This is a genomic window from Echinicola marina (assembly GCF_020463795.1).
Lineage (GTDB): Bacteria > Bacteroidota > Bacteroidia > Cytophagales > Cyclobacteriaceae > Echinicola > Echinicola marina.
Genome location: NZ_CP080025.1, coordinates 5,662,963 through 5,687,486 on the forward strand (window position 1 = coordinate 5,662,963; position 24,524 = coordinate 5,687,486).

General features: G+C 40.2%; 22 protein-coding genes. 12 read left to right on the plus strand and 10 right to left on the minus strand.

Annotated features, from left to right (window positions below):
• Window positions 1–29: 29 nt before the first annotated feature.
• The 4 genes from KZP23_RS22890 to KZP23_RS22905 all read right to left on the minus strand — a co-directional run bounded on the left by KZP23_RS22890 (window position 30) and on the right by KZP23_RS22905 (window position 4,792).
• Window positions 30–1,397: a cystathionine beta-synthase gene (locus KZP23_RS22890; RefSeq protein WP_226334111.1), complete on the minus strand. Its 1,368-nt coding sequence runs from the start codon at window positions 1,395–1,397 to the stop codon at window positions 30–32.
• Window positions 1,398–1,565: 168 nt separating this feature from the next.
• Window positions 1,566–2,489 (minus strand): aspartate carbamoyltransferase catalytic subunit, encoded by a 924-nt coding sequence (locus KZP23_RS22895; RefSeq protein WP_226334112.1) that lies wholly within the window; start codon window positions 2,487–2,489, stop codon window positions 1,566–1,568.
• A gap of 3 nt (window positions 2,490–2,492) precedes the next feature.
• On the minus strand, window positions 2,493–3,044 hold the full coding sequence (gene pyrR, locus KZP23_RS22900) for a bifunctional pyr operon transcriptional regulator/uracil phosphoribosyltransferase PyrR (protein WP_226334113.1): 552 nt from the start codon (window positions 3,042–3,044) through the stop codon (window positions 2,493–2,495).
• Between the two features lie 125 nt (window positions 3,045–3,169).
• The gene (locus KZP23_RS22905; RefSeq protein ID WP_226334114.1) at window positions 3,170–4,792 is read right to left on the minus strand and encodes a transcriptional regulator; all 1,623 of its coding nucleotides are present in this window, start codon (window positions 4,790–4,792) and stop codon (window positions 3,170–3,172) included.
• Window positions 4,793–4,894: 102 nt separating this feature from the next.
• Between KZP23_RS22905 and KZP23_RS22910 the strand changes: the two genes are divergently transcribed.
• Together KZP23_RS22910 and KZP23_RS22915 are read left to right on the plus strand one after the other, a co-directional pair.
• Window positions 4,895–6,598 carry a helix-hairpin-helix domain-containing protein gene (locus KZP23_RS22910; RefSeq protein WP_226334115.1) on the plus strand — a complete coding sequence of 568 codons (1,704 nt, stop codon included), beginning with the start codon at window positions 4,895–4,897 and terminating at the stop codon, window positions 6,596–6,598.
• A 10-nt stretch (window positions 6,599–6,608) separates the two neighbouring features.
• Window positions 6,609–6,899: a hypothetical protein gene (locus KZP23_RS22915; RefSeq protein WP_226334116.1), complete on the plus strand. Its 291-nt coding sequence runs from the start codon at window positions 6,609–6,611 to the stop codon at window positions 6,897–6,899.
• 94 nt (window positions 6,900–6,993) lie between these two features.
• Here the strand turns inward: KZP23_RS22915 and KZP23_RS22920 are convergent, their stop codons facing one another.
• Entirely contained in the window at window positions 6,994–7,185 is a 192-nt protein-coding gene (locus KZP23_RS22920; protein WP_186758402.1) for a cold-shock protein, read from the minus strand.
• A gap of 91 nt (window positions 7,186–7,276) precedes the next feature.
• Here KZP23_RS22920 and KZP23_RS22925 point away from each other — a divergent pair, with 91 nt between their 5' ends.
• The gene (locus tag KZP23_RS22925; RefSeq protein WP_226334117.1) at window positions 7,277–7,774 is read left to right on the plus strand and encodes a SixA phosphatase family protein; all 498 of its coding nucleotides are present in this window, start codon (window positions 7,277–7,279) and stop codon (window positions 7,772–7,774) included.
• Here the strand turns inward: KZP23_RS22925 and KZP23_RS22930 are convergent.
• The 5 genes from KZP23_RS22930 to KZP23_RS22950 all read right to left on the minus strand — a co-directional run bounded on the left by KZP23_RS22930 (window position 7,771) and on the right by KZP23_RS22950 (window position 15,311).
• The gene (locus KZP23_RS22930) at window positions 7,771–8,496 is read right to left on the minus strand and encodes an SDR family NAD(P)-dependent oxidoreductase (RefSeq protein WP_226334118.1); all 726 of its coding nucleotides are present in this window, start codon (window positions 8,494–8,496) and stop codon (window positions 7,771–7,773) included. The genes KZP23_RS22925 and KZP23_RS22930 overlap by 4 nt on opposite strands.
• Before the next feature lie 52 nt (window positions 8,497–8,548).
• Window positions 8,549–9,949 carry an ATP-dependent protease ATPase subunit HslU gene (hslU, locus tag KZP23_RS22935; RefSeq protein ID WP_226334119.1) on the minus strand — a complete coding sequence of 467 codons (1,401 nt, stop codon included), beginning with the start codon at window positions 9,947–9,949 and terminating at the stop codon, window positions 8,549–8,551.
• Between the two features lie 252 nt (window positions 9,950–10,201).
• Window positions 10,202–12,685 carry an endopeptidase La gene (gene lon, locus KZP23_RS22940; protein WP_226334120.1) on the minus strand — a complete coding sequence of 828 codons (2,484 nt, stop codon included), beginning with the start codon at window positions 12,683–12,685 and terminating at the stop codon, window positions 10,202–10,204.
• 136 nt (window positions 12,686–12,821) lie between these two features.
• Window positions 12,822–14,141: an RIP metalloprotease RseP gene (gene rseP, locus KZP23_RS22945; RefSeq protein ID WP_226334121.1), complete on the minus strand. Its 1,320-nt coding sequence runs from the start codon at window positions 14,139–14,141 to the stop codon at window positions 12,822–12,824.
• A gap of 6 nt (window positions 14,142–14,147) precedes the next feature.
• Complete coding sequence (locus tag KZP23_RS22950; protein WP_226334122.1) at window positions 14,148–15,311, minus strand: 1-deoxy-D-xylulose-5-phosphate reductoisomerase; 1,164 nt, start codon at window positions 15,309–15,311, stop codon at window positions 14,148–14,150.
• A gap of 291 nt (window positions 15,312–15,602) precedes the next feature.
• Between KZP23_RS22950 and KZP23_RS22955 the strand changes: the two genes are divergently transcribed.
• From KZP23_RS22955 to KZP23_RS22995, 9 genes are all read left to right on the plus strand, one after another.
• Window positions 15,603–17,057, plus strand: coding sequence for a S1C family serine protease (locus tag KZP23_RS22955; RefSeq protein ID WP_226334123.1), 1,455 nt, complete (start codon window positions 15,603–15,605; stop codon window positions 17,055–17,057).
• A 96-nt stretch (window positions 17,058–17,153) separates the two neighbouring features.
• Entirely contained in the window at window positions 17,154–17,567 is a 414-nt protein-coding gene (locus KZP23_RS22960; RefSeq protein WP_226334124.1) for a nucleotidyltransferase substrate binding protein, read from the plus strand.
• Window positions 17,568–17,674: 107 nt separating this feature from the next.
• Window positions 17,675–18,934: a hypothetical protein gene (locus KZP23_RS22965; protein WP_226334125.1), complete on the plus strand. Its 1,260-nt coding sequence runs from the start codon at window positions 17,675–17,677 to the stop codon at window positions 18,932–18,934.
• A gap of 55 nt (window positions 18,935–18,989) precedes the next feature.
• Window positions 18,990–19,544, plus strand: coding sequence for a hypothetical protein (locus tag KZP23_RS22970; protein ID WP_226334126.1), 555 nt, complete (start codon window positions 18,990–18,992; stop codon window positions 19,542–19,544).
• A gap of 104 nt (window positions 19,545–19,648) precedes the next feature.
• On the plus strand, window positions 19,649–20,788 hold the full coding sequence (locus tag KZP23_RS22975; protein ID WP_226334127.1) for an ABC transporter substrate-binding protein: 1,140 nt from the start codon (window positions 19,649–19,651) through the stop codon (window positions 20,786–20,788).
• 10 nt (window positions 20,789–20,798) lie between these two features.
• The gene (locus KZP23_RS22980) at window positions 20,799–21,851 is read left to right on the plus strand and encodes an iron ABC transporter permease (protein WP_226334128.1); all 1,053 of its coding nucleotides are present in this window, start codon (window positions 20,799–20,801) and stop codon (window positions 21,849–21,851) included.
• Window positions 21,851–22,846 (plus strand): ABC transporter ATP-binding protein, encoded by a 996-nt coding sequence (locus KZP23_RS22985; protein ID WP_226334129.1) that lies wholly within the window; start codon window positions 21,851–21,853, stop codon window positions 22,844–22,846. The genes KZP23_RS22980 and KZP23_RS22985 overlap by 1 nt, the downstream gene beginning before the upstream one ends.
• A gap of 135 nt (window positions 22,847–22,981) precedes the next feature.
• Window positions 22,982–23,413 carry a MarR family winged helix-turn-helix transcriptional regulator gene (locus KZP23_RS22990; RefSeq protein ID WP_226334130.1) on the plus strand — a complete coding sequence of 144 codons (432 nt, stop codon included), beginning with the start codon at window positions 22,982–22,984 and terminating at the stop codon, window positions 23,411–23,413.
• Window positions 23,414–23,513: 100 nt separating this feature from the next.
• Complete coding sequence (locus tag KZP23_RS22995; RefSeq protein ID WP_226334131.1) at window positions 23,514–24,518, plus strand: NAD(P)/FAD-dependent oxidoreductase; 1,005 nt, start codon at window positions 23,514–23,516, stop codon at window positions 24,516–24,518.
• Window positions 24,519–24,524: the final 6 nt, after the last annotated feature.

The window sequence follows — 24,524 nt, forward strand, 5'->3', positions numbered from 1 at the left end:
GAATTCATGTAAAACCCAAATAATTACAATCACTTGGTGATCGCTCCTAAGATATCATGTTTGGTAATGATATGAATTTGATGCAAATCATCCCTTACCAAGACTGCTTTATCCTTGTCCACCATTGAAGAAAGTACATCCAATGTGCTATCCATCGCTACAAACTTCATGGACTCTTCCATGACATCTTCTACATTGGCATCCTTCAGCTCTGGCTTTACGATGATTTTACTTAGCAACTTATTATCTGTGATGCTTCCAATTACCTGTCCATTATCCATTACTGGAATCTGGGAAACACTTTTTTCATTCATCGCCTCTATGGCATTTTTAACTTTGTCCCCTTTTCTGGCCACCACCAACTCATAATCGTCCTTTCTTCCTTTGATAATATCCCTGGCGGTTCCAAAGGTAATATCCTCCAAGAAACCATGATTACGCATCCAATCATCATTATACACTTTACCAAGGTACCTCGTTCCATGATCCGGAAGAATAACCACCATCACATCGTCTTCTTTCAAATTGTCCTTGGCATATTCTAAAGCCCCATGAACTGCCGACCCACATGACCAGCCCACAAACAACCCCTCTTCCTTGGACAACCTTCTGGTCATAATCGCCGCATCTTTATCAGTAACCTTTATAAAATGGTCAATCACTGAAAAATCCACATTTTCTGGAAGAATATCTTCCCCAATACCCTCTGTCAAATAAGGATAAATTTCATTTTCATCAAACTGTCCTGTCTCCTTATACTTCGTAAAAACAGACCCATAAGTATCAATACCCACTGAAATCAAACCCGTATTTTGCTCTTTCAGATATTTTGCTGTGCCGCTCATGGTACCACCAGTACCTACTCCCGCAGCAAAGTGCGTGACTTTCCCTTCAGTCTGTTCCCAAATCTCTGGCCCGGTGGTTTCATAATGGGCTTTCCAATTCGAAAGGTTGTCATACTGATTAGGATAAAAAGAATTCGGAATGTCAGCATTTAGCTTTTTGGCGACCGAATAGTAAGACCTCGGGTCATCTGGAGAAACGTTGGTAGGACACACGACCACCTCTGCTCCCATGGCTTTGAGCACGTCTATTTTTTCCTTGGACTGCTTATCTGCCATGGTAAAAATACATTTGTATCCTTTTGCAATGGCCGCTAAAGCAAGCCCCATTCCTGTATTTCCACTGGTTCCCTCTATGATCGTCCCACCCGGTTTCAATATTCCTTCTTTCTCTGCATCCTCCACCATCTTTATCGCCATCCTGTCTTTTATAGAGTTCCCGGGGTTAAAGTATTCCACTTTTACCAACACTTGGCCTTTTATCCCGCTGTTTAGCTTATTCAGCCTTACCAAAGGAGTATTCCCTATGGTTTCTATGATGGAATTATATATCATGATTTATGGGTTATTTTTAAGGCAATTTACAAATATTTATCACTTCTACTAAGTTCAATTTACACCTACTTTTAAAACAAAATCAATGAATAAAACCTCCCACAAAACAAAAAAGGAACAGCCTGCCATTTGCCGACTGTTCCTTTTTCTTCATTTTGAAGACTGTTGTTATTTCACTCCAGCTAGCAAATAAAGCACCGCCATTCTGATCGCCACACCATTTTCTACTTGATTAAGAATGATGGAATGCTCGCTATCCGCCACATCTGAATTCAATTCAACACCTCTATTGATAGGCCCTGGATGCATGATAACTATTTCCTTATCCAACTGATCCAACAGCTTTCTGTCCACTCCATAATACAGAGAATACTCTCTTAGAGAAGGAAAATATTTGATTTGCTGCCTTTCTAGTTGAATCCTAAGAATATTGGCTACATCACACCATTGTAGTGCTTTTTTCACGTCATATTCCACCTTAACCCCTAAACTGCTAATGTACTTAGGCAAAAGAGTGACCGGCCCACAGACCATTACTTCTGCACCTAATTTCTGTAGACAGAAAATATTGGAAAGCGCCACCCTAGAATGCAAGACATCCCCAATAATGGCTACTTTCTTTCCCGCCACATCACCTAATTTTTCTCTTATGGAAAATGAATCCAGCAATGCCTGGGTAGGATGCTCATGCGTACCATCACCCGCATTCACGATATTGGCATCAATATTCTGGGATAAGAAATGAGGAGCACCCGGACTGCTATGTCTCATCACCACCATATCCACTTTCATGGACAAGATATTATTTACCGTGTCTATTAGGGTTTCACCTTTTTTCACGGAACTATTACTGGAAGAAAAATTAATCACATCAGCCGAAAGCCGCTTTTCAGCGAGTTCGAAGGATAGCCTGGTCCTTGTAGAATTTTCAAAGAAAACATTGGCTATCGTGATATCCCTTAAGGATGGCACCTTTTTAATCGGGCGATTGATAACATCCTTAAAATTATCAGCAGTTTCGAAAATTAACTGGATATCTTCTGCTGTCAGTCCTTTGATACCCAATAAATGTTTGGTACTTAGCTGTTGCATTAATTAGCTTTTAACTTCTTTTTCTGTAATCCAAATCGCATCTTGGGCAAAGCCTTGGGAAGCCCATTCCACACTTACATATTGACTTTCCAAGGTATTCACCTTTCTACCGCAGTAGTCAGGTTTGATAGGATAATCTCTGGTATATTTTCTATCAATCAGCACCATCAGTTCCACCTTTTTTGGCCGTCCAAAAGCAATCATTGCATCCATGGCTGCTCTGGCCGAGCGACCCTTAAAAAGAACATCATCTACCAACACTACCTTCTTGTTCTCAATTAAAAAATTAATTTTGGTCTCATTGGCCTTCAGGGGAATATCCCTCCTCCTAAAATCATCACGGTGAAAAGTGGCATCCAAATATCCTGAGGGAACTTCCACGCCACTGATTTCTTTTAGTCTTTTGACTAATTTGTCCAACACCAAGGTCCCTCTAGGCTGAAGCCCCAAGAGTACAGTATTCTCAAAATCATCATGATTTTCTATCAACTGATGACAAAACCGATCCAAGGTAATGGCTATTTGCTTTTGGTCTAAGACGAGTCTTTTTTGCATAGCTGTGATTTGAGCACAAATATAAAAATAAATTACTTTCAGCCTTTGATTAAAACAATTATAAAACATGAATCTATGCCCTATTTTGTATCCGACTGAATAAAAACCTGTTTCATCCATCCTCTTTATTCTTCCTGCTCTGGCATTACAGATGGCAAAACCTTAATTTTCGTCATAAAGAACACTTCCCGGTTGCCTTCCTTACCCGTTTCGTCCAAAAAGCGAATCCTTTGTTTACCAGACAATAAAAAGTAATCATCATACCACCAAAACAAAGACAAACTCTCGTATTGGGTATCTCTGATCCGCTCATTTTCATCTACCAATGCCAATTCGAACTCCTCATTCTGATAAATAACCTCCCCGTCCTCCAACAGGCTAAGCTTAAGCTTATCGTCTTCCAAATACATATAAAACAGGTGATGACCATCATAGCTCACCTCTCCAAATTTCCCTGGGCTTGCGCTGGTTTTGTCTTCAAGACTTAATGTATTGTCCCAAATCATCCTACCTTGAGCATCCATAAGCACAAATTGGGCAGCCATGAATTTGTATTCATTATTGATACTACTATTGGAATAACCTGAATAATACCAAGGATAACCTCCTGAGGACAAAATCCTGTTTCGCATCCCCAGAGGAGCATAGCGATAAAAATCCCCCGAGTACATCAAATCCCTCGGTGAATACCTTCCTGAACTCGTGAGATAATAATCATTATAAACCAAAAAATCATCTTTACCTGAAATCACCTCTCTGGTCACAAGGCTATTCGGTATGGTAACTTTCTTTCCCTTTTCAATGGCCCTTTCTACGGACTTCTCCCTCCTCTGTCGTTGGTTATCGGGTAAGTAATTATAAAAATTCTCAAAATCTTCGAGACCATAGTACTCATTTTCATATTCCCCAAACTCGTTGATCTTTGACATGTAAAGTCCCATATTAGGTTCTCTTTTCCGCTCGCCATATGGACCTATCAATACCTGCTTATAATTCATGATGGGCGTGAGTACACCTTCTACTATTTCCATGTCAGGCTTTTCGCGGGGTTCCACCTTCACTTCCCTGAGCTTATCACCTTCCAAGTTAAAAGTCATCAATGAAAGAGAGCGCTTTTTGAACCGATCCCTTTTGCTCACCAAAACATCAAATACTTTTAGTTCAGGATCTTTTCTCAGCTGAAGGATACTCGCTTCATTTTGGTACACACCCTGAATGGTAATAACATCTTCACTTTTAATATCAAAAACCTGAATCGCAGGCCTGTAATCCATCATCCCCATCAAAATGGCCTTGCCCTCCATCACCAAAAACTCTTGTAAATCCATATCCAAGACACTTTCCAAGGTAACAGCGGTCATCACTTGATCTTTTAGACTTACAGTATAGATAATCCTGTCACCAGAAATGGATTCCCCTTCTTGAAACAATACGTACAAGTAGTCATCATCCAGATCAAAGCCCAAAAGGTGATAATAATCCTCCACTGGAAATTCATAAACCACTGAACTGTTCAACTGCCTGTCTGTAGTAAAGTATTGCAGCTTTTGTTGGGACCTTAGCCCTCTTTCTGATTTGGTTCTAAAAGCAATAGTCCCATCATTGGTGGGCATCACGATATAATCATAATCCTCCCATTCTGTTGGTACCTCTGCCCGCTGCACAAACTGAACCTGAGCCATGCCCCCCAACTGAACATAGAATATCAGCAAAAATAATAGCAGTACTTTATTTGTTTCTAAGCGCATATTTATAACTTGATTGTTCCTTAAGATAAGGTATATGATTTTATTTTAAAACAATTATTACGGACATTTGTACCATTCAAAATCCAAAAACTATAGATCACTTTGGACAATAAAAAAATCACCAAAATACTGAAATTGACCTCCCAGCTAATGGAGCTCCACGAAGTAAATGCCTTCAAAATCAAAAGCTACACTTCCGCGATTTACTCCATAGACCAAGGCAATATTAGCTTGGAAAACCTCTCCAAGGAAGAGCTTCAAAAAATCAATGGTATAGGAAAAAGCATTGCAGAGGTAATTGTACAGCTCCAAGAGACAGGCACGCATGAATACCTTGAGGAACTTCTAAAAGACACCCCAAAGGGACTTCTCGAAGTACTGGAAATCAAAGGGCTTGGGCCAAAGAAAATCAAAGTGCTATGGAAAGAACTTAGCATCACCTCTGTACATGAACTTCTGGAAGCCTGTCAGGCAGGAGAAGTGGCCAAAATTAAAGGTTTTGGTACCAAGACCCAGGAAAGTATAATTCAGTCTTTGGAATTCATCGCCTCCAATAAAGGAAAATGGCACTATGCAGATATAGAATCGGATATAGAAGGATTATGGGAGAAACTCAACCAGCTTTTTGGCAAAGAAAACATTGCCATCACGGGAGAATATGCAAGGAAATCCGAAATCATAGACAAGGCTGAGTTAATCCTCAGCACAGACAATCGTAAAACAGCCTTTCAAAAAATTAATCAAATAGATGTACTGGAGCAAGACAAAAAAGTATCCAGTCCTTTCACCTGGAGAGGAAAGCTTAAGGAAAAGGAATTAGAAATCATCATTTTCGCAGCAGAGCCTAACTCCTTCGTAAACGAGCAATTACTGCGCACCCCAAGTAATGCCCACCTTTTGGCACCTTTAGATGCTGAGCAAACTTTAGGAAGCTTCTTCAAATCCAAAAATTTCAACTCGGAACAAGACGCTTATAAAGAAGCCGGCTTGGCCTATATTCTCCCTGAATTAAGAGAAGGCCAGTTTGAAATAGAACTGGCCAAAGAAAACAAACTTCCGACACTATTAGAAGAAACTGATCTAAAAGGCATTCTTCATAATCACTCTACTTACAGTGATGGCAAACATAGTCTTAAAGAAATGGCCGAATACTGTAAAGAACTTGGATATGAATACCTAGGCATTTCGGACCACAGCAGAACGGCCTCTTATGCAGGGGGGCTTTCCATAGAACAAGTAGAAGAGCAGCAAAATGAAATAAAGCAGCTCAATGAAGCACTCGCTCCTTTTAAAATTTTCAGTGGTATAGAAAGCGACATCCTACCTGATGGAAATCTGGATTACCCAGACGAGGTATTGGCATCCTTTGACTTTATTGTATCCTCCATTCACAGCAGCCTAAACATGAACCGAAAAAAGGCCACAGCGAGACTAATAAAGGCCATAGAAAACCCATATACGACTATCTTAGGACACCCTACAGGAAGGCTTTTACTCAGAAGGGAAGGTTACCCTGTAGACCATAAAGCTATCATTGATGCCTGTGCTGCCAATCAAGTTGTCATTGAAATAAATGCCAATCCATGGAGACTGGACCTAGACTGGAGATGGGTACATTATGCATTGGAAAAAGGCGTACAACTCTCCATCAACCCAGATGCTCATGAAAAAGCAGGCTACGCACATATGAAATACGGTGTTTTGGTCGGCAGAAAAGGTGGATTGAGTAAATCCATGACCTTCAATGCGCTCAGCTTGGAAGAAATCAACCAATATTTCCAAAAAAGAAAATCAAAAATCAAATAGTGCAGCAAAGATGAACTTAAACAATAAAGACCCCCAGCAATTATTGCAAAGGTCTTTTACCATTGGCATAGTAGGGATAATCCTCTGCTTCATTCCTTTAATCAACAATATAACTGCCTTTGCGGATCCTAAGAAAATATTTTTCTTGAATGGCTTTGGCCTAGCCGCTCAATTCATGGCCTTGAGTTTGGCCATATTGGTTATTCGAAAAAGAAAAATTCCTCATGAAATTAAAGACAAGTCAAAAAGGATGATCATAGTTCTAAGCGTATCCATCCTTTTCTTTTTTCTCAACACATAAAAACCTTCATGAATAGAGGAAATTCACACACAGACATAAAAAAAAGCGCATGATCCCGTGCGCTTTTCTTGTGTAAAAAATGGCCTGAAAAACACTATTCCTTTTTTACATTAATAGCATTCAATCCTTTTTTTCCCTCTTTTACATCAAAAGACACTTTGTCATTTTGTTCGACCTTGTCAACGAGCCCGGTTGCATGGACAAATACATCATTTTGGGTTTCATCGTCTATAATGAAACCAAACCCCTTTGCCTCATTGTAAAATTTAACAGTTCCAGTAAGCATAATAATTAATATTGTTAGTGGTTAAAAACGAATTATTAAAGTAAAAATATTCATCCAAAAAACAAATATGTTTTTTTAGTATCTTATCATTATGAAAAAATTAGTAATATACCGTCATGCCAAATCTTCTTGGGCTAACCCCTTCTTGGAAGATCACCAAAGACCGCTTGCCGAAAGAGGATTGAGAGATGCTCCCAGAATGGCCCAAAGGTTAAAAACAAAAAACATCCAACCAGACTATATGCTTTCTTCTGATGCCGAGAGAGCCAAAACAACGGCTTTAATAACCGCCGAAAATTTGGAGTATGCCCCAAACCAAGTTCATTTCACCAATGAATTATACCATGCATCATCAAGTCATATATTGAAAACAATTAGGCATATTCCTGACAGCAAAAATACAGCTTTTGTTTTTGGTCATAATCCAGGCCTCAATGATTTGGTAGAAAAGCTTGGAGGAGACATAGACAATCTCCCTACTTGTGGACAATTTGGCTTTATCTTTGAAACGGATTCATGGGAAAAAATAAGCCCCCGAAACGCTAAAGTTTGGTTCTTTGATTATCCAAAAAACCAAACTGGAAATTAAAACTTTCTTACATCCTGAATTACCCCTTTGAACAGATCAGAGTGTTCTATTAAGTAAATCACCTTTTTGGAAACCTCTACTGGAGAGCTTAGTTCATTATTGGACTTAAAGGATCGAAACTTCTCCAGACCACTAAAATCTGCTGATTTTGCAGACCTAATATCCTCTTGCATGGGGGTATCCACAATTCCCGGCGCCAATGCAAAATATCGTATACCATAGCCATTCAAGTCACTTTCTTCTTGAGCAACACCTGAAATACGGTTTAGCGCTGATTTTGAGCTACTATAACCGGACCAACCATCTATATCTTTCACTGCTGCACCTGAAGATATATTCACCACCAACTTTTCCATTTCCCTGTCAGCATATTTCTTCACATACTCATTGATCAATATCGCTGGAGCCACCACATTAATGGTGTGAATTTTTAAAATTCCCACTGGATCCAATTTACCTAAAGGAGCTATCTCTCCTATCCAGCCTGCATTATTGATCAAAACAACCTTCTCAAAATCTCCTTCAGGAAAGACCTCTGGCAAAACATTGATCAGGGCAGTAGTATCCGCCAGATCCAATTGTATGTGGACAAATCTTTCTTGCTCTTGCATAGCAGACCTGGATATGCCCAGGACATGGTTTTCTTTATTTTCTAACAAACTGCCTAGCAAAGCTTTGCCCAGCCCTTTACTGCAACCTGTTAAAATAAATAGATGTTTCATACTGAATACCTGATAACAAAGAAGGAGACAAATTTGCCTCCTTTTCTTTTAATTATAATATATACTGGGATAAATCTCTGTTTTGAACCAATGAGCTTAATCGTTCATCCACCATATCTTTGGTGATCATGATCTTAGAATTTGCCTGAATAGTATCTGGCACCTCAAACAGAAAATCATTCAACAAATGGCTCATTACCGTATGTAACCTTCTAGCCCCAATATTCTCCACTTCTTCATTGATCTTGAAGGCTATTCTTGCGATTTCCTCAATTGCCTCATCCGTATATTCCAAAACTACTTCTTCTGCACCAAACAAGGCTTGGTACTGCTTGGTCAAAGCATTTTTAGGCTCTTTTAATATTCTGGTAAAATCTTCCTGACTAAGGCTATCTAGTTCCACACGAATAGGGAAACGTCCTTGCAGTTCAGGAATCAAATCCGATGGTTTGCTCACATGGAAAGCTCCTGCTGCAATAAACAACACATGGTCAGTATGCACCAGGCCATACTTAGTATTTACCGAGCTACCCTCTACGATAGGCAACAAATCCCGCTGGACCCCTTCACGGCTTACATCTGGACCACCTCCATTCTTTCCACTTTTTGAGGCTATTTTATCCACTTCATCTATAAAAATGATCCCATTGTTTTCGGCAAGGAATATGGCTTCTTCTTTCACCTCATCAAAATCAATCAACTTAGAGGTCTCCTCTTCCATCAATATTTTCCGGGCTTCGGAAATAGTCAATTTTCTCTTCTTGGTCTTTTTGGGCATCATCCCACTAATCATATCTTGCAAACCCGCCATGCTTGCATCATCCATCATTCCATTCCCAATCATACCTACCCCTACGGGTGAAGATTGCTTCACATTAATTTCAATCTTCCTTTCTTCAAGCTCTCCATTTTTTAATTTCTCACGAAAACGCTCACGGGTCTTTTCATTCAATTCCTGCTCTGATGCCTTTTCTGGATCTAAGTCTCCATTGCTGATAGACCTCGAAGTGCTGAAACCTGCAGTCTTCACTGGTGGAATAAGGATATCCAATAAAATGTCCTCCACATTCTCGGCGGCCTTTTCTTTTACCTCTTCGTTCTTATTTTCCTTCACTAAATTGATGGCCTGCTCTACCAAATCCCTCACCATACTTTCCACATCCCGACCCACATAACCTACTTCTGTGAATTTTGATGCTTCTACCTTGGTAAATGGTGCATTGGCCACACTCGCCAGTCTTCTGGCTATTTCTGTCTTTCCTACCCCTGTTGATCCGATCATCAAGATGTTGTTGGGCACAATATCTTTTTGCAAATCACTTTTCACCATCATCCTTCTGATCCTGTTTCTAAGGGCAATCGCTACATTTCGTTTTGCATCCCGCTGTCCTATGATATATTTATCCAATTCATGGACAATTTGTTTGGGGGTCAAATTATTAATTTCTTTCATAATGTCTTTATGTCAAGAAACCAAGGCTAATTGGTTCCATTTATTCTCTTAATTCATTTGTCATACTAACACATAAAACATGTCGACATGACTTTAGTTCAAATTAAAGCTTTCCTTTTCCCGTCTTGCCGAAGCTGTTATATCTAACACTAATAGCTACAAGAAAGTATCAAGCTTAAAAATGAATGATTGACAAAAGCTTGAAAAAAATAACCGACAGCAAGATTAATGCTGCCGGTTATCAAAATATACTTAAGCCTCAACGGATTTTGAGTTGTTCTCGAAAGAAAACTGCAAAGGTTCATCGACTCTATTTTTCAGTAGGGAAATCTCAAGAACTTCGTCCACATTGTCCACAAAATGGAAATTCACTCCCTTGATATATTGTTCATCGATTTCCTCGATATCCTTTTGATTCCTTTTACACAGAATAATTTCTTTGATTCCGGCCCTTTTCGCTGCGAGGATTTTTTCCTTTATTCCTCCTACAGGCATTACCTTGCCCCTCAGGGTAATTTCACCAGTCATGGCCAGTTTGGCCTTCACTTTCCTCTGTGTATATACCGAAGCCAAAGCGGTCAACATGGTTATCCCCGCTGAAGGACCATCCTTTGGCACAGCACCTGCTGGCACATGAATATGCAGGTCGTAATTATCAAAAATCCTATTATCGATCCCATACTTCTCAGCTTTTGACTTCAAATAAGAGATAGCCGTCATCGCTGATTCTTTCATTACATCACCTAATTGGCCAGAAAGCGTAAGTTTTCCTTTTCCTTTGCTCAGTGATGATTCGATGAACAAAATCTCACCACCAACGGAGGTCCAAGCAAGTCCGGTAACCACACCTGCCACACTATTATCTTGGTACATTTCCTTATCGAAGATTTCTCCGCCCAAAATCTTTCGGACCATATCTGGGCTGATCTTTTTCTGATATTCCTCTTCCATGGCAATGGATTTTGCTACATTTCGAATTACGGTGCCAACCTGTCTTTCAAGGCTTCTTACTCCAGATTCACGAGTATAATCCTCAATGATCTTTACAATTGCCGCTTTGTCGAAATTGATATCTTTTGCCTTTAATCCATGCTCTTTTCTTTGCTTAGGGATCAAATGCTTTTTGGCTATCTCCACCTTTTCCTCCATGGTATAACCTGTCACTTCGATGATTTCCATCCTATCTCTCAAAGCTGGTTGGATACTCTCAAGTGAATTGGCAGTGGCTATAAACAAGATTTTGGACAAGTCGTAATCCACCTCAAGGTAATTATCTACAAAAGCGCTGTTCTGCTCAGGGTCAAGCACTTCTAGAAAAGCTGAAGACGGATCTCCTCTGAAATCAGAGCTTAGCTTATCTATCTCATCCAACACATAGACCGGATTCGACGTTTTAACCTTCTTCATGTTCTGGATGATCTTCCCAGGCATGGCACCCACATAGGTTTTTCTATGCCCACGTATTTCTGCCTCATCATGAAGTCCACCAAGGGACATACGGACATACTTTCTTCCTAAGGCTTTGGCTATTGACTTACCCAAGGAAGTTTTACCAACACCCGGAGGGCCATACAGGCACAATATTGGGCCTTTAAGGTCCTTTTTAAGCTTCAGTACAGCCAAATATTCTATTATTCTCTCCTTGACCTTATCAAGGCCATGGTGATCTTTGTCCAAGATTTCCTTGGCCCTTTTTAAGTCAAAGTTATCTTCTGTAAATTCATTCCAAGGCAATTCCACCATTACCTCTGCATAATTCAGGGCTATGGGATACTCTGCTGCGGAAGGATTAATCCTCAAGATCTTATCCAATTCCTTTTCAAAATGCTTTCCTACCTCTTCTGGCCATTTTTTCAATTTACCTTTTAGGCGAAGTTCTTCCACTTCCTTTTCGGGCCCTTCTTCTCCAAGTTCTGTTTGGAGCACCTTCATTTGCTGGCGCAAGAAATAATCCCTTTGCTGCTGGTCTATATCCGTATGTACCTTTTTATGGATCTCGCTCTTCAACTCCAACATCTGTATATCCTTCATCATGAATTCCAACAGCAGGGTAGCCCTGTCTAAGCCATCATTAATCTCCAGCAGCTTCTGCTTCGATTCAACGGGCGCATTGATATTAGAAGACAAGAAATGGGTCAAAAATGCTGTGTTATCGATATTGTCCAAAGCTACCTGGGCCTCCCTAGGAATATCAGGATTCAATTGCAAAATCTTAACTGCCGCCTCTTTCAAAGATTCTTCCAATGCTTGGATCTCCTTGTTTCCTTCTGGAAAATTCTCCGACAAATATTCCACCTTTGCCTGAAAATAGGGATCCTCTGTTACCTGCTCTTTGATTTTGAACCTTTTCTTTCCCTGAATAATTATCGTCGTATTGCCATCAGGAAGGACGATCATTTTCACGATCTTGGCAATGGTACCTACCTGATAAATATCATCCCAAGAAGGATCATCATTATTTGGATTGATCTGGGCACATACCCCGATCATCTTATCGCCTTTCTGGGCCTTTTTGACCAACTTTATAGATCTTTCTCTTCCGACAGTTATTGGAATTACCACCCCGGGAAAAAGCACCGTATTTCTTACGGACAGGATAGGAATCTCCTCTGCGTAATCCTCGTTTTGCGACTGATCATCGTCCTCATCATCAGTGATCAACTGGATCAGGTCTCCCTCACTTGCAAAATCTCCTACGATCAATGATTGATATAATGGACTATTGTTTTTATTCATATAGAGAATGACTGTTATTTTGTCATATTTAAATTTAAAATAAAAGAAGAACCTTTAAAATCAAAGGTTCTTCTACTAAACTCAATGGATATGCCAATGTTTTAAATGGTACAAAATGGCAGTATCTATTTCATGCTTAACCTCCGGTGAACAATTTCAATATATCATTTCCAATCGCAAACACCATCAAAGCCAGTAGTAAAACCATACCTACTTTCTGGGCATTCTCTAGGAATTTTTCTGATGGGCTTCTCCCTGAAATCATCTCATATAACAAAAACACCACATGTCCACCGTCCAAGGCTGGAATTGGCAGCAAATTCATAAAGGCGAGAATCATGGAAATCAAACCTGTAATGCTCCAAAATTTCACCCAATCCCATTGGCTGCCATATATCTTGGCCATTCCAATAGGACCACTCACATTTTTGGTAGAAACTTCCCCAGTAAACATTTTCCCCAATGCTTTGGCATTAACGATCACTACACTGAAGGCCTTTTCAGTTCCTTTACCGATGGACTCATTAAAAGTAAATTCTTTCCTTACAGGCTGAATCAGTGGATTGACCAATACTCCTATGGTACCATCCTCATAGACATCCATAGTACCTGATTTTCTTTGCCCATTCCTCTCATAGGCAAGCTCAATTTTTTTGGCGGCATTTTCCTCCAATACACGCTGGAAATCTGAGAAATACCTTATTCTTTCCCCATTCACAGCCAAAATCTTATCGCCTTCCTGCAAACCAAAAGTAGCCGCATGCTTTCCTTTTGTAGCTTCTTTAATAGTAAAAGGCACTCCGATATCTATAAAATTAGATAGGCTCTCCTTATTTGAGAATGAGTTGATAAAACCCCTTGGGATATCAATTTTCAAGATTTCACCATCCCTATCCACCGTATAATAACCATTTTCACTCAACAGCACATCTCCACTCGAAAGATCAGCTAAACTTTCATATGTATGGCCGTTTACATCCAGCACCTTATCTCCATCCTGAAAACCGATTTGCTGCCCTATATCATAAGCGACTATACCATGTTCTATAATCTGCTCTCTGGAAAAATAGGTCTCTCCACGGTTATAGACCAAAGCAATAAAAATAATGATACCTGTAATTACATTGACAATTATCCCCCCCAACATCACAATCAACCTCTGCCAAGCGGGTTTTGCCCTAAACTCCCAAGGCTTGGGTTCAGAACTCAACTGCTCTGTATCCATGGATTCGTCTACCATACCAGAAATCTTCACAAAACCGCCCAAAGGAATTGCTCCCAAGGAATATTCCGTCTCACCATATTTAAAGCTTACTATTTTTGGCGGAAAACCAATAGAAAACTTCTCGACCCGCATCCCAAACAGCTTTGCTGCAAGCATATGACCGCCTTCATGCAGGCCCACCAAAATCGATAACCCCAGCAGGAGTTGGCCCACCATTATTAAAGTATCCATGTTATATTATTTATGCTTAATTATTTCTTCCGTTATTATTCTTGCCTTTTTGTCAGTCTCTATAAAGTCTTCCAAAGCAGGCTTGGACACAAAGTCCACCCTGCCAATTGTTTCAGCGATTACATCTGACATTTCCAAAAAGCCTATTTCATCCCTCAAAAATGCGGCCACGGCAATCTCATTGGCTGCATTTAACACGCACGGGCTGTTCCCTCCCTTTTCAAGGACATCAAATGCCAATTGTAAATTCTTAAAGGTCTTCAAATCAGGTGCCTCAAAATCCAATGAAGCATACTCGCTAAAGTCAAACCTTGGAAAGTCCGATTCAAATCTATCGGGATAACTCAGGGCAAACTGAATAGGAATACGCATATCCGGAAGCCCAAGTTGCGCTTTCATACTACCATCTCTAAACTGAACCAAGGAATGGATGATTGATTGTGGATGTACCACCACCTCAATTTGCTCTGTACTGACCCCAAAAAGCCATTTTGCCTCGATCACTTCCAGCCCCTTGTTCATCAGTGATGCAGAGTCAATCGTAATCTTGGCCCCCATATCCCAATTGGGATGCTTCAAAGCCTGCTCCTTGGTCACATGGGCAAGATAAGCCTTGTCCTTCCCTCTAAAGGGCCCACCCGAAGCGGTCAAAATTAGCTTTTCGATAGGATTGTGAAATTCGCCTACCAAACACTGAAAAATAGCAGAATGCTCTGAATCAACAGGATAAATATTCACTGCTTTCTCCTGAGCCAATTTGGTAATCAGTTCACCGGCCACCACTAATGTTTCTTTGTTGGCCAACGCTATTTGTTTCCCGGCATTAATGGCACTAATCGTGGGTAATAAGCCTGAATAGCCCACCAAAGCAGTAAGGACAATATCTATACTATCCATCTCCACCACTTGTGCCAATGCAGCCTCACCGGCATATACCTTGATAAAATGTGGATCCAATGCTGCTTTTAGCTTTGGATAATGATTCTCATTGGCAATGACCACTGCATTGGGCATAAAAGCCAAAGACTGCTCAATAAGTAAATCAACATTATTTTGGGCGGTCAAAACTTCTACCTCAAACCTATCCTCATGCTGGGCAATGACCTCCAAGGTCTGCTTCCCGATACTTCCTGTTGACCCCAAAAGGGCCACTCTTTTCTTCTTTGACATTGATGTCTTATTTCTCTTTAAGGAGACGTTTTGTCTCTTTGGCAATTATAAAGGCTTCTCAATAAGCTGACAAATTTACAAGCTTCAAAGACTTTTCCTTTGTTTTTTGCCACTTTTTCACCCTTGGGCAATTTGGCATTTCCTTGGACTGCTATTGCTCGACAATATCCTCAAGGATCAATTGACCATAATTATAAAGAAAGTACAACTAACAGAAATATTAAAAAATGTTAAAGAGTTTATCTTAAATCTAAAAAGCGCGTTTATTCAGTAATTCTAAATAATAGCCAAATGCAAAAAAACTTAAAAACTATTATTATTGCTTTTTCTGCTGGCCTTTTGGGGGCATGGTCTCATCAGGAATTTCTAATGGATGATGTAGATACAGCTTCAAATGAATTTATACAGCAAGAAAACTTATCTCACCAAGTAAATTATACAGCCGAAACCCCAAGAAATACAACGGCGTCTATGGACTTACCTGTTTCCTTTGTGGAAGCTTCTGAAAAAAGCACAGAATCTGTTGTCTTTATCAAGAATTTCTCGGGTACGGACTACCGACGATATAGCATGTTTGACTTTTTCTTTGGGCCTCAGGGAAATCCAGCGCCAAGGGTCAGCACAGGTTCTGGTGTGATTTTTTCTGAAGATGGCTATATCATTACCAATAACCACGTGGTAGAAAATGCAGAAACACTAGAAGTGGTTCATCATAAAAAAACCTATCAGGCCAAACTCATTGGCACTGATCCAAATACAGATATAGCAGTACTGAAAATCGAAGCTAAAGGGCTACCTGCCATTCAAAAAGGCAGCAGCAAAGACCTGAAAATCGGAGAATGGGTTATCGCCGTGGGCAACCCTTTTAATCTTACTTCCACAGTTACAGCAGGAATTGTATCTGCCAAAGAAAGACAGATCAATATCCTAGGGGGAGATTTCCCCTTGGAATCTTTTATCCAGACAGATGCGGCCATTAATCCAGGTAACTCAGGAGGAGCCTTGGTTAACACCAAGGGAGAACTAGTGGGCATCAATACCGCTATTCTCTCCCGAACAGGCTCCTACACTGGATATGGTTTTGCAGTACCTGCAGATATAGCTTCGAAGATCGCCAATGATTTGATAAAATATGGAGAAGTCCAAAAAGCAATCCCCGGCATTGAAGCAGTAGAAATAACGCCAGAACTGGCCGAGGAAATGAATCTAAAATCCTTAGATGGAGTAGTAGTAAGCCATATCATTCGAAATGGGGCTGCCGAAAAATCCGGTTTAAAAGTTAATGATGTCATCACAGGTATTGATGGGACAAGAATAACTGGAAAAGGAAGCTTTGAAGAAGCCCTTTCTTATTATTACCCTGGAGACAAAATCAATATTTCCTATATCCGGGACAACAAACCTAAGACGGCCAACCTCACACTTGAGAACCTGGAAGGTGGCACTGGAATCATCAAAAGAGCGTTCTATTCTTCCGCCCTTCTAGGAGCCAGACTGGAAGCCGTTAACACTGTTGAAAAAGATAAGATGCAAATAGAATATGGGATAAAAATCACTTCTCTATCCCGAGGATATTTAAACGAACTAGGTCTTGGAAATGGATTTATTCTCACCAAAATAAATGGCGAACCTGCCAAGGATCCAGAGGAAATAGGTCAATTCCTAGAAGACTATAGTGGAAGATTGGTCCTTGAAGGACTCACCCCAAATGGACGGGCATTTAGGCAATCTTATAGTGTACGTTAAAACTATTATTTAGAGTAAAATTAAATTATAAGCACCGATTATTTTTCGGTGCTTTTTTCATGGAATTTTGTATTTTTAGAAAAACGACATACAAATATGAAGACCCAGCCAATAACCTGCGAAAAATACTTTGAAGACTTTTCCAGCTCACTAGCAGAACTGCAAGAAGTAATTGAAGAAATCAAAATCAGAGGTATCAATCGCAAATCAGAACAACATCTTCATCGCTCCTTTGAACTTACCCATGAGCTTGCCCTTAACACCATGACTGAATATTTCAAGGATCAGGGTCGTCCTCCTTATTCTGGATCAAGAGATGTAACCTTGGACGCATTTGATGAAGAATTGATTGATGATGGCAAAGGTTGGCTGGACATGATCATCTGCCGGATTAAAGCGACTTCACTGTACACTGAAGATATTGACAAGGCATTGACACAAAATATAATAAAAAGCTACATTCAACTATTTGAAAATTTTGAAAAGCACATGAAAAGCATTCTTACATAAGGGACGAATTTCGAAAACACAGAATTTTTTCACTCATCAACTGTAGCACTTCTATTCAAACCTACGTCTATGGCATATAAAGCATTTTTAACAAAAATGAATTGGCCATGAATCTATCTCTACAACCTCATCGCTTTTTGACTTCATGCTTATGCACACTGATCGCAGCGCTCTGCCTTACAGCCTGTCAGGACCAGGTAGAAAGTACCTACACCTACGAAACCAAATACCCAGTAGCTCTCAAGACCTCGACCTTTCGTGCAATGGACGTAGGACAAACAGATCCTCGCAACATCAATAATACCGGTAAGATTTACATCTTTGGTGACTACCTTTTCGTCAGCGAACCAGATGAAGGGATACACGTCATAGATAATACCGACCCTACAGCTCCAAGAAACCTTTGTTTTATCGAGATCCCGGGAACCGGAGACCTTGCCATAAATGACAATATCCTTTACGCTGACAGCTATATTGATCTTTTATCCTTTGATGTCAGTAATCCCTTTAATATAAAACTACTGGACAGGGAAGAAGATGTTTTCAGGAACCATTACAGTGCTATTGAGACAGGGGAATTCACCATTTGGAAAGACACAGTACTTACCTCTGACCAACCTTTTAGACCTTGGAACGGCCCTATCTTATTAGAATCCGACATGTTGGCTTTTGCCAATGGTGATGGTGGAAATTATGGCCAAGGAGGCTCTATGGCAAGATTCACATTAGCCAACAACCACCTCTATGCGGTGGATGAGTCTGATTTAAGATTATTTGATATTAGCGAAAAAGAAGACCCAGAATTTGTAAAGCAAATAAATTTAGGCTGGGGAATTGAAACCATTTATCCATTTAAAGATAAATTATTCATTGGCTCAACCACAGGTATGCACATCTACGACATATCCTCGCCTGCCTCTCCAGAACAATTATCTGTTTACGCCCACTTGACCAGCTGTGATCCTGTAGTAGCTAATGATGAATACGCTTTCGTTACCTTAAGAAGTGGGAATTTCTGTCAACAAGGAATGAATGTACTGGAAGTCTTGGATATCACCGATCCTACCCAACCTGATCTATTGAAATCATATCCTATGCAAAACCCGCATGGACTTGGACTATCTGGCGAAAACCTTTTTGTATGTGAAGGAGAATATGGCTTAAAAAGCTTCAAGATAAATGATGTCCTAAACATAGACGAAAACCAAATGGAACATCTAAAAGGACTCAATGCCATTGACCTAATCCCTGGCCCCAAATCACTTATTGTCATAGGAAACAAGGTAATTTGTCAATTTGACTACAGTACCCCTAACCAATTGGTTAAATTAAGTTGTATGGAAATAAAAAGACAAGAATATTACTAAAGCATACTCAATGACATTTAGCCACAAATCATTTAGTTGGATTATTTTAACTCTGGTGATAAATCTTTTTTCAGAAGGGAGTGCCTTGGCTCAGGGACTCCCTTTCACCAATCATACTGAAATAGGCATCTTACAAAACAATCAAGCTTTGACCAATACTACTTTTTCCTTTCAGACCTTCAATGGAGTAAAAGCCAATGATTGGCTAAGTATAGGTTTCACCACTGGTTTGGACAATTATTACAAAACCTTAATAGTGCCTTTTGCATTAGGGGCTAGGGCTGTGCCACGGTCAGAGGGAAAAATTTCATTTTTAGGTGGTTTGGACCTTGGGGCAGGGACAGTCCCATTCGAAAAAAACAGCCGCACCAATTGGACAGACGGTGGATTTATGCTAAACCCCATTGCAGGCATGCTGGTAAAAACCAAAGGCAAAGGTCAAATTAGCTTAAGCCTGGGATATAAAAGACAAGTCATTACTGAAACAGAAGGAACTTTGGACCCTGGAAGCCCCGGCGGCCCTGAAGGCCTTCCTCCCGGTTACAGGTCCATATACAAACAAACATTTATCTATAACCGAGCATCCATCCGGTTGGGAGTATTTTTCTGATAAGTTGTTAGATAAAAACCATAGATGTATTTTTGGGCTTGATTTTCTAAGGGCACAAGCCTGAATTCAAGATTAACCAATAATAATTCTTAGGGTTATAACACATGTCAAGATCAAACTCAGCTCTTATTTTTATCCTTTTGCTAGCTTTTGCCTGTTCTCCAAAAACAAGTAAAAATGAAAGTCCTTCCCTGAAAGAAATCCAACTGGATCATGCTGTCGGTTTCAAAATATTTCAAGGTGAAGGATTCAAACTCATCGAAGTCCCACATGCTTTCCCCGGTGAACATAAACCATTCAGCTATTTGGTAAAAGAAGCAAAAGACATTCAAATTCCAGATAAGCAATTCGATGCTGTCATCGATGCCGATGTTCAAAAAATCATCCTCACCTCTACCACCCAAATCCCTCATTTGGACAGACTGGGGATAAGTGATAAACTTATAGCTTTCCCTAATTTGGACTTAATTTCATCAAAAAAAATCAGGCAGCATATTGCCAAAGAACAAGTTCAGGAACTGGGGGGAGGAGCAAAATTCAACATTGAAAAAATAATAGATCTCCAGCCGGACCTGGTAGTTATTTCTACCCTTGGAGACAATATGAAAGACCTTCAGTTGCTTAGCAAAGCACATATTCCCAATGTTATTAATGGAGATTATCTCGAACAACATCCGCTTGGCAGGGCTGAATGGATAAAGTTTACTGGTGCACTGACCGGGCAACTGGAAAAAGCCACAGAACTGTACAATGAAGTAAAAAGCACCTACGAAAATCTAAAAAAAAGCATCGAGATGGCAGACCTTGACTCCATCCCGAGCGTCTTAAGCGGTAATATGTACAAGGATATCTGGTATGCACCCTCAGGAAATAATTGGGGAGCAATTTTCCTTAAAGATGCGGGCAGTGAATATATTTTCAAAGAGGATTTGAGTTCAGGCAGCCTCCAACTCAGTTATGAGTATGTTTTGGACAAAGGGATCAATGCAGACGTATGGATCAGCACTGCAGAATTTACAGATCTTGAGAGCATGGAAAATGCTGACCATCGCTACACCCAGTTCAATGCTTTTCAAAAAGGACAGGTATATACATTTTCTCTAACCAGAGGTCCGACTGGTGGGTTGGAATATTTTGAATTGGGGTATTCCAGGCCGGATATCATCTTAAAGGATTTGATAAAAATCTTTCACCCTGAGCAATTACCTGGCTACAAGCCTTATTTTTACCAGAAACTAAACTAGTCTCCAAAACTTGCAATCAGCAAACAAACATACCAGATTATTACTGTTCTCGGGATCAATTCTGGTGGTATGCCTATTCCTCGTCAATATTGCTGTTGGTTCTGTCCATATTCCAATAGAAGAATTGCTGGGAGGACTATTAGGAAACCCAATGAGTAAACTTAGTTGGGCCACCATACTTTTTGAATATAGGATCCCAAAAGCCATCACTGCCCTACTAGTCGGCACATCCTTGGCGCTCAGTGGACTTCAAATGCAAACCTTTTTCCGAAATCCATTGGCTGGCCCTTATGTTTTGGGTATCAGTTCTGGAGCAGGACTGGGCGTTGCCATCTTAATCTTAGGAGGTAGTGCATTCGGGTGGTCCTTAACCGGTAACGCTGGAAATTATCTCACTTGGGGTGTATGGGGAGTAATAATTTCAGGAAGCCTAGGTGCCATTACCGTTTTATTATTGATGAGTTTGACCGCCTGGAAAATCAAAGACAGCATGAGCCTACTGATCATTGGGCTCATGTTTGGCAGTGCCTCAGGAGCCGTGGTCAGCGTACTTTCCTATTTTGGAAATGCAGAGGACCTTAAATTGTTTACGATCTGGACGATGGGAAGCCTGGGAGGAATAAGTGGCAGCCAGTTATATATACTAAGCTTGGTCTGTCTTACAGGAATTATACCCGTATTGCTTATGGTAAAATCTTATAATGCCATGCTGATGGGAGAAAGATATGCCACCAGCATGGGAATCAACATAAAATCCCTCAGATGGACGATGATCATCAGTACAGGTATTTTGGCTGGTAGTGCAACCGCTTTCTGTGGCCCCATTGCATTTGTTGGCATCGCAGTGCCCCATTTGGCAAGAATGGTTTTCAGGACAGGAGATCATAAGATTCTATTCCCTGCCTCTGCATTAATAGGTGCTGCCTTTTTACTGGCAAGTGACGCCATCAGCCAGCTACCAGGCTCTGCTGAAACCCTCCCCATCAATGTGATCACTTCCCTTTTTGGGGCGCCATTAGTCATTTGGTTAATTTTAAAGAGAAACTTTAGCAGTGAATTTTGATGAAGGCTGAATCAACCATATTAGAGGGGAAGCTGGTAAGTATCGGTTATACCAAAAGGAATAGCACCAATATTTTAGCAGAATCACTGTCCTTCCAGCTAAAAAAAGGAAAGCTCACTTGCTTACTTGGCCCAAATGGGGTGGGCAAATCCACCTTGGTCAAAACCATACTGGGCCAAATCCCCTGTCTAAGTGGCAACATTTCATTTTTAAATAAAAGTATCAACCATTATCCTGCCAAATCATTGGCTCAAAATATCAGTGTAGTGCTCACTGACAAGATTACCGGAGGAAACTTGACCGTTCAGCAACTGGTAAGTCTTGGAAGAACGCCGTTCACCAACTGGTTAGGCAAGCTTACTCCGGAAGACAACAAAATTATTCTAGATGCCTTAAAAGCGACCAAAACCTATTACCTGAAAGATCAATTCATTTCTGAAATTAGCGATGGACAGTTGCAAAAAGTCATGATTGCGAGGGCACTTGCTCAGGACGGCAATCTAATTATTTTGGATGAGCCTACTGCTCATTTAGATTTGGTGAACCGCTACGAAATCATGCACTTACTTAGAGACATTACTCAAGAACAAGGAAAATCCATCCTAATTGTCACTCATGACCTGGACATAGCCATCGAAACAGCCGATGAGCTTTGGATCATGCAATGCGGTTCTCCCCTGCTTTGTGGAACACCAGAGGATTTAATACTATCTGGTGGCATCAACCAATTATTGCCCAATGGACAACTTATTTATGATCCAGGGCTTGGAAAAATCAGGCCTACCGAAATATCTTCCTACCCCAACATTCAAGGACCAGACCATATCAAACAATGGTTAAAACTGGCACTGCAAAAAAATCACATTCATTTACCGGAAAATTTGATCATTGAAATAAAGGAAAATCCATTGACCTTTAGCTTAAGCAAAAATCAGACATTTCAAATTGCCGACAGCATTGAAAAAACCATACTGCTGATCCAAAAGCTCATTTAATTGAATGAAAAAATAAGTTTTAAATCCACTCAGCATCAGTAAGAAAAAAAACTAAGCCATAAACCCTATCTTTTTTATAGGGTTTTGTTTTTCCTAAAACATTTTTCCATTATATTTGTCATACTAATAATTGCGATGACAAAAGAACAATTTAGTCAATATTCATTTTTGCTGGACAGAACAGCCAGACGGGTAAAACAATATGCCCAGCAAAAATTTAAAAGTGGTGATTTTGATGTAACAGTAGACCAATGGCTCATACTCAAGCGACTTGCAGACCATGAGTCCTTAAGTCAAACGGAATTGGCCAGTTTGGTTTTCAAGGATCAACCAACTTTAACTAGAATTATTGACATCCTTTGTAAAAAAGGATATACAGAAAGGCGCCCAAATCCTGCTGACAGAAGGAGTTTTCAGATTATACTCACCAAGGAAGGACAGGAAAAAGTGGAGGAGCTCAAGCCTAAAATCTCACTGATCAGGGAAAAGGCTTGGGAAAAATTAGATGAGAATGATTTTGAGGAATTCAAAAGAATTCTCAATACGATATACACCAATTTAGAATAGTTTTAAATAACGCATGGAATTGGCTGATTTCCTCTTTATATTTGCACGGAAAATCAGACAATTCACCTTGCACAAAAGCAAGTAAATATTAATTCATACCATGATAACAACTGATATTTGCATCATCGGAGCCGGACCAGTAGGATTATTCACAGTATTTGAAGCAGGCTTGCTTAAAATGCGTTGTCACCTGGTCGACGCATTGCCTCAGGTGGGGGGACAGCTCTCTGAAATATATCCACAAAAGCCAATTTATGACATTCCTGGCTATCCAGAAGTAAAAGCTCAGGAGTTGGTGGACAATCTAATGAAACAAATTGAACCTTTTAACCCTACCTTTACCCTAGGGGAAAGAGTGGATCACTTGACCAAGCAGGATGATGGTTCTTTTGTTTTGACCACAAGTGATAAGACAAAAATCCACGCACAGGTAATTGTTATTGCTGGTGGCCTGGGATGTTTCGAGCCTAGAAAACCAGTTTTGGAAAACCTTGAAAACTTTGAAGGTAAAGGCATTACCTATATGGTCAAAGATCCTGAGCAATTCCGAGACAAGAAAGTGATTTTAGCAGGTGGAGGAGACTCTGCCCTTGACTGGACCATCTTCTTGGCTGATGTTGCTGAAAAGGTAACTTTGGTACACAGAAATGAGACTTTTAGAGGAGCTCCTGATTCCGCCGCTAAAGTCTTTGACCTTGCCAACAATGGTAAGATTGACCTGATCCTAAGCTCTAATTTGACCAAAATTTCTGGCAATGGACACCTGCAAAGTGTCACCATGAAAAATAAGGCAAAAGAGGAAATCGTGGTGGATACAGATTATTTGATCCCACTATTTGGCTTGAGCCCTAAACTCGGACCGATAGCTGACTGGGGATTAAATATTGACAAAAATGCCATCGAAGTAGACACCACTGACTATTCCACCAATGTGGAAAGAATCTACGCAGTAGGTGACATCAACACCTATGAAAACAAACTCAAATTGATCCTTTGTGGTTTCCACGAAGCAGCCTTGATGTGCCACAGCGCCTTCAAATATGTATATCCAGATCAAAAATTGAGCTTTAAATATACCACCGTCAATGGTGTTAATGCATTTTAATTATAT

What these genes read in the sequence shown, in the direction of transcription:
- KZP23_RS22890 (WP_226334111.1), bottom strand. Translation starts at nt 1,397, where the DNA reads ATGATATATAATTCCATCATAGAAACCATAGGGAATACTCCTTTGGTA.
- KZP23_RS22895 (WP_226334112.1), bottom strand. Translation starts at nt 2,489, where the DNA reads ATGCAACAGCTAAGTACCAAACATTTATTGGGTATCAAAGGACTGACA.
- pyrR (WP_226334113.1), bottom strand. Translation starts at nt 3,044, where the DNA reads ATGCAAAAAAGACTCGTCTTAGACCAAAAGCAAATAGCCATTACCTTG.
- KZP23_RS22905 (WP_226334114.1), bottom strand. Translation starts at nt 4,792, where the DNA reads ATGCGCTTAGAAACAAATAAAGTACTGCTATTATTTTTGCTGATATTC.
- KZP23_RS22915 (WP_226334116.1), top strand. Translation starts at nt 6,609, where the DNA reads ATGAACTTAAACAATAAAGACCCCCAGCAATTATTGCAAAGGTCTTTT.
- KZP23_RS22920 (WP_186758402.1), bottom strand. Translation starts at nt 7,185, where the DNA reads ATGCTTACTGGAACTGTTAAATTTTACAATGAGGCAAAGGGGTTTGGT.
- KZP23_RS22925 (WP_226334117.1), top strand. Translation starts at nt 7,277, where the DNA reads ATGAAAAAATTAGTAATATACCGTCATGCCAAATCTTCTTGGGCTAAC.
- KZP23_RS22930 (WP_226334118.1), bottom strand. Translation starts at nt 8,496, where the DNA reads ATGAAACATCTATTTATTTTAACAGGTTGCAGTAAAGGGCTGGGCAAA.
- hslU (WP_226334119.1), bottom strand. Translation starts at nt 9,949, where the DNA reads ATGAAAGAAATTAATAATTTGACCCCCAAACAAATTGTCCATGAATTG.
- lon (WP_226334120.1), bottom strand. Translation starts at nt 12,685, where the DNA reads ATGAATAAAAACAATAGTCCATTATATCAATCATTGATCGTAGGAGAT.
- rseP (WP_226334121.1), bottom strand. Translation starts at nt 14,141, where the DNA reads ATGGATACTTTAATAATGGTGGGCCAACTCCTGCTGGGGTTATCGATT.
- KZP23_RS22950 (WP_226334122.1), bottom strand. Translation starts at nt 15,311, where the DNA reads ATGTCAAAGAAGAAAAGAGTGGCCCTTTTGGGGTCAACAGGAAGTATC.
- KZP23_RS22955 (WP_226334123.1), top strand. Translation starts at nt 15,603, where the DNA reads ATGCAAAAAAACTTAAAAACTATTATTATTGCTTTTTCTGCTGGCCTT.
- KZP23_RS22960 (WP_226334124.1), top strand. Translation starts at nt 17,154, where the DNA reads ATGAAGACCCAGCCAATAACCTGCGAAAAATACTTTGAAGACTTTTCC.
- KZP23_RS22965 (WP_226334125.1), top strand. Translation starts at nt 17,675, where the DNA reads ATGAATCTATCTCTACAACCTCATCGCTTTTTGACTTCATGCTTATGC.
- KZP23_RS22975 (WP_226334127.1), top strand. Translation starts at nt 19,649, where the DNA reads ATGTCAAGATCAAACTCAGCTCTTATTTTTATCCTTTTGCTAGCTTTT.
- KZP23_RS22985 (WP_226334129.1), top strand. Translation starts at nt 21,851, where the DNA reads ATGAAGGCTGAATCAACCATATTAGAGGGGAAGCTGGTAAGTATCGGT.
- KZP23_RS22990 (WP_226334130.1), top strand. Translation starts at nt 22,982, where the DNA reads ATGACAAAAGAACAATTTAGTCAATATTCATTTTTGCTGGACAGAACA.
- KZP23_RS22995 (WP_226334131.1), top strand. Translation starts at nt 23,514, where the DNA reads ATGATAACAACTGATATTTGCATCATCGGAGCCGGACCAGTAGGATTA.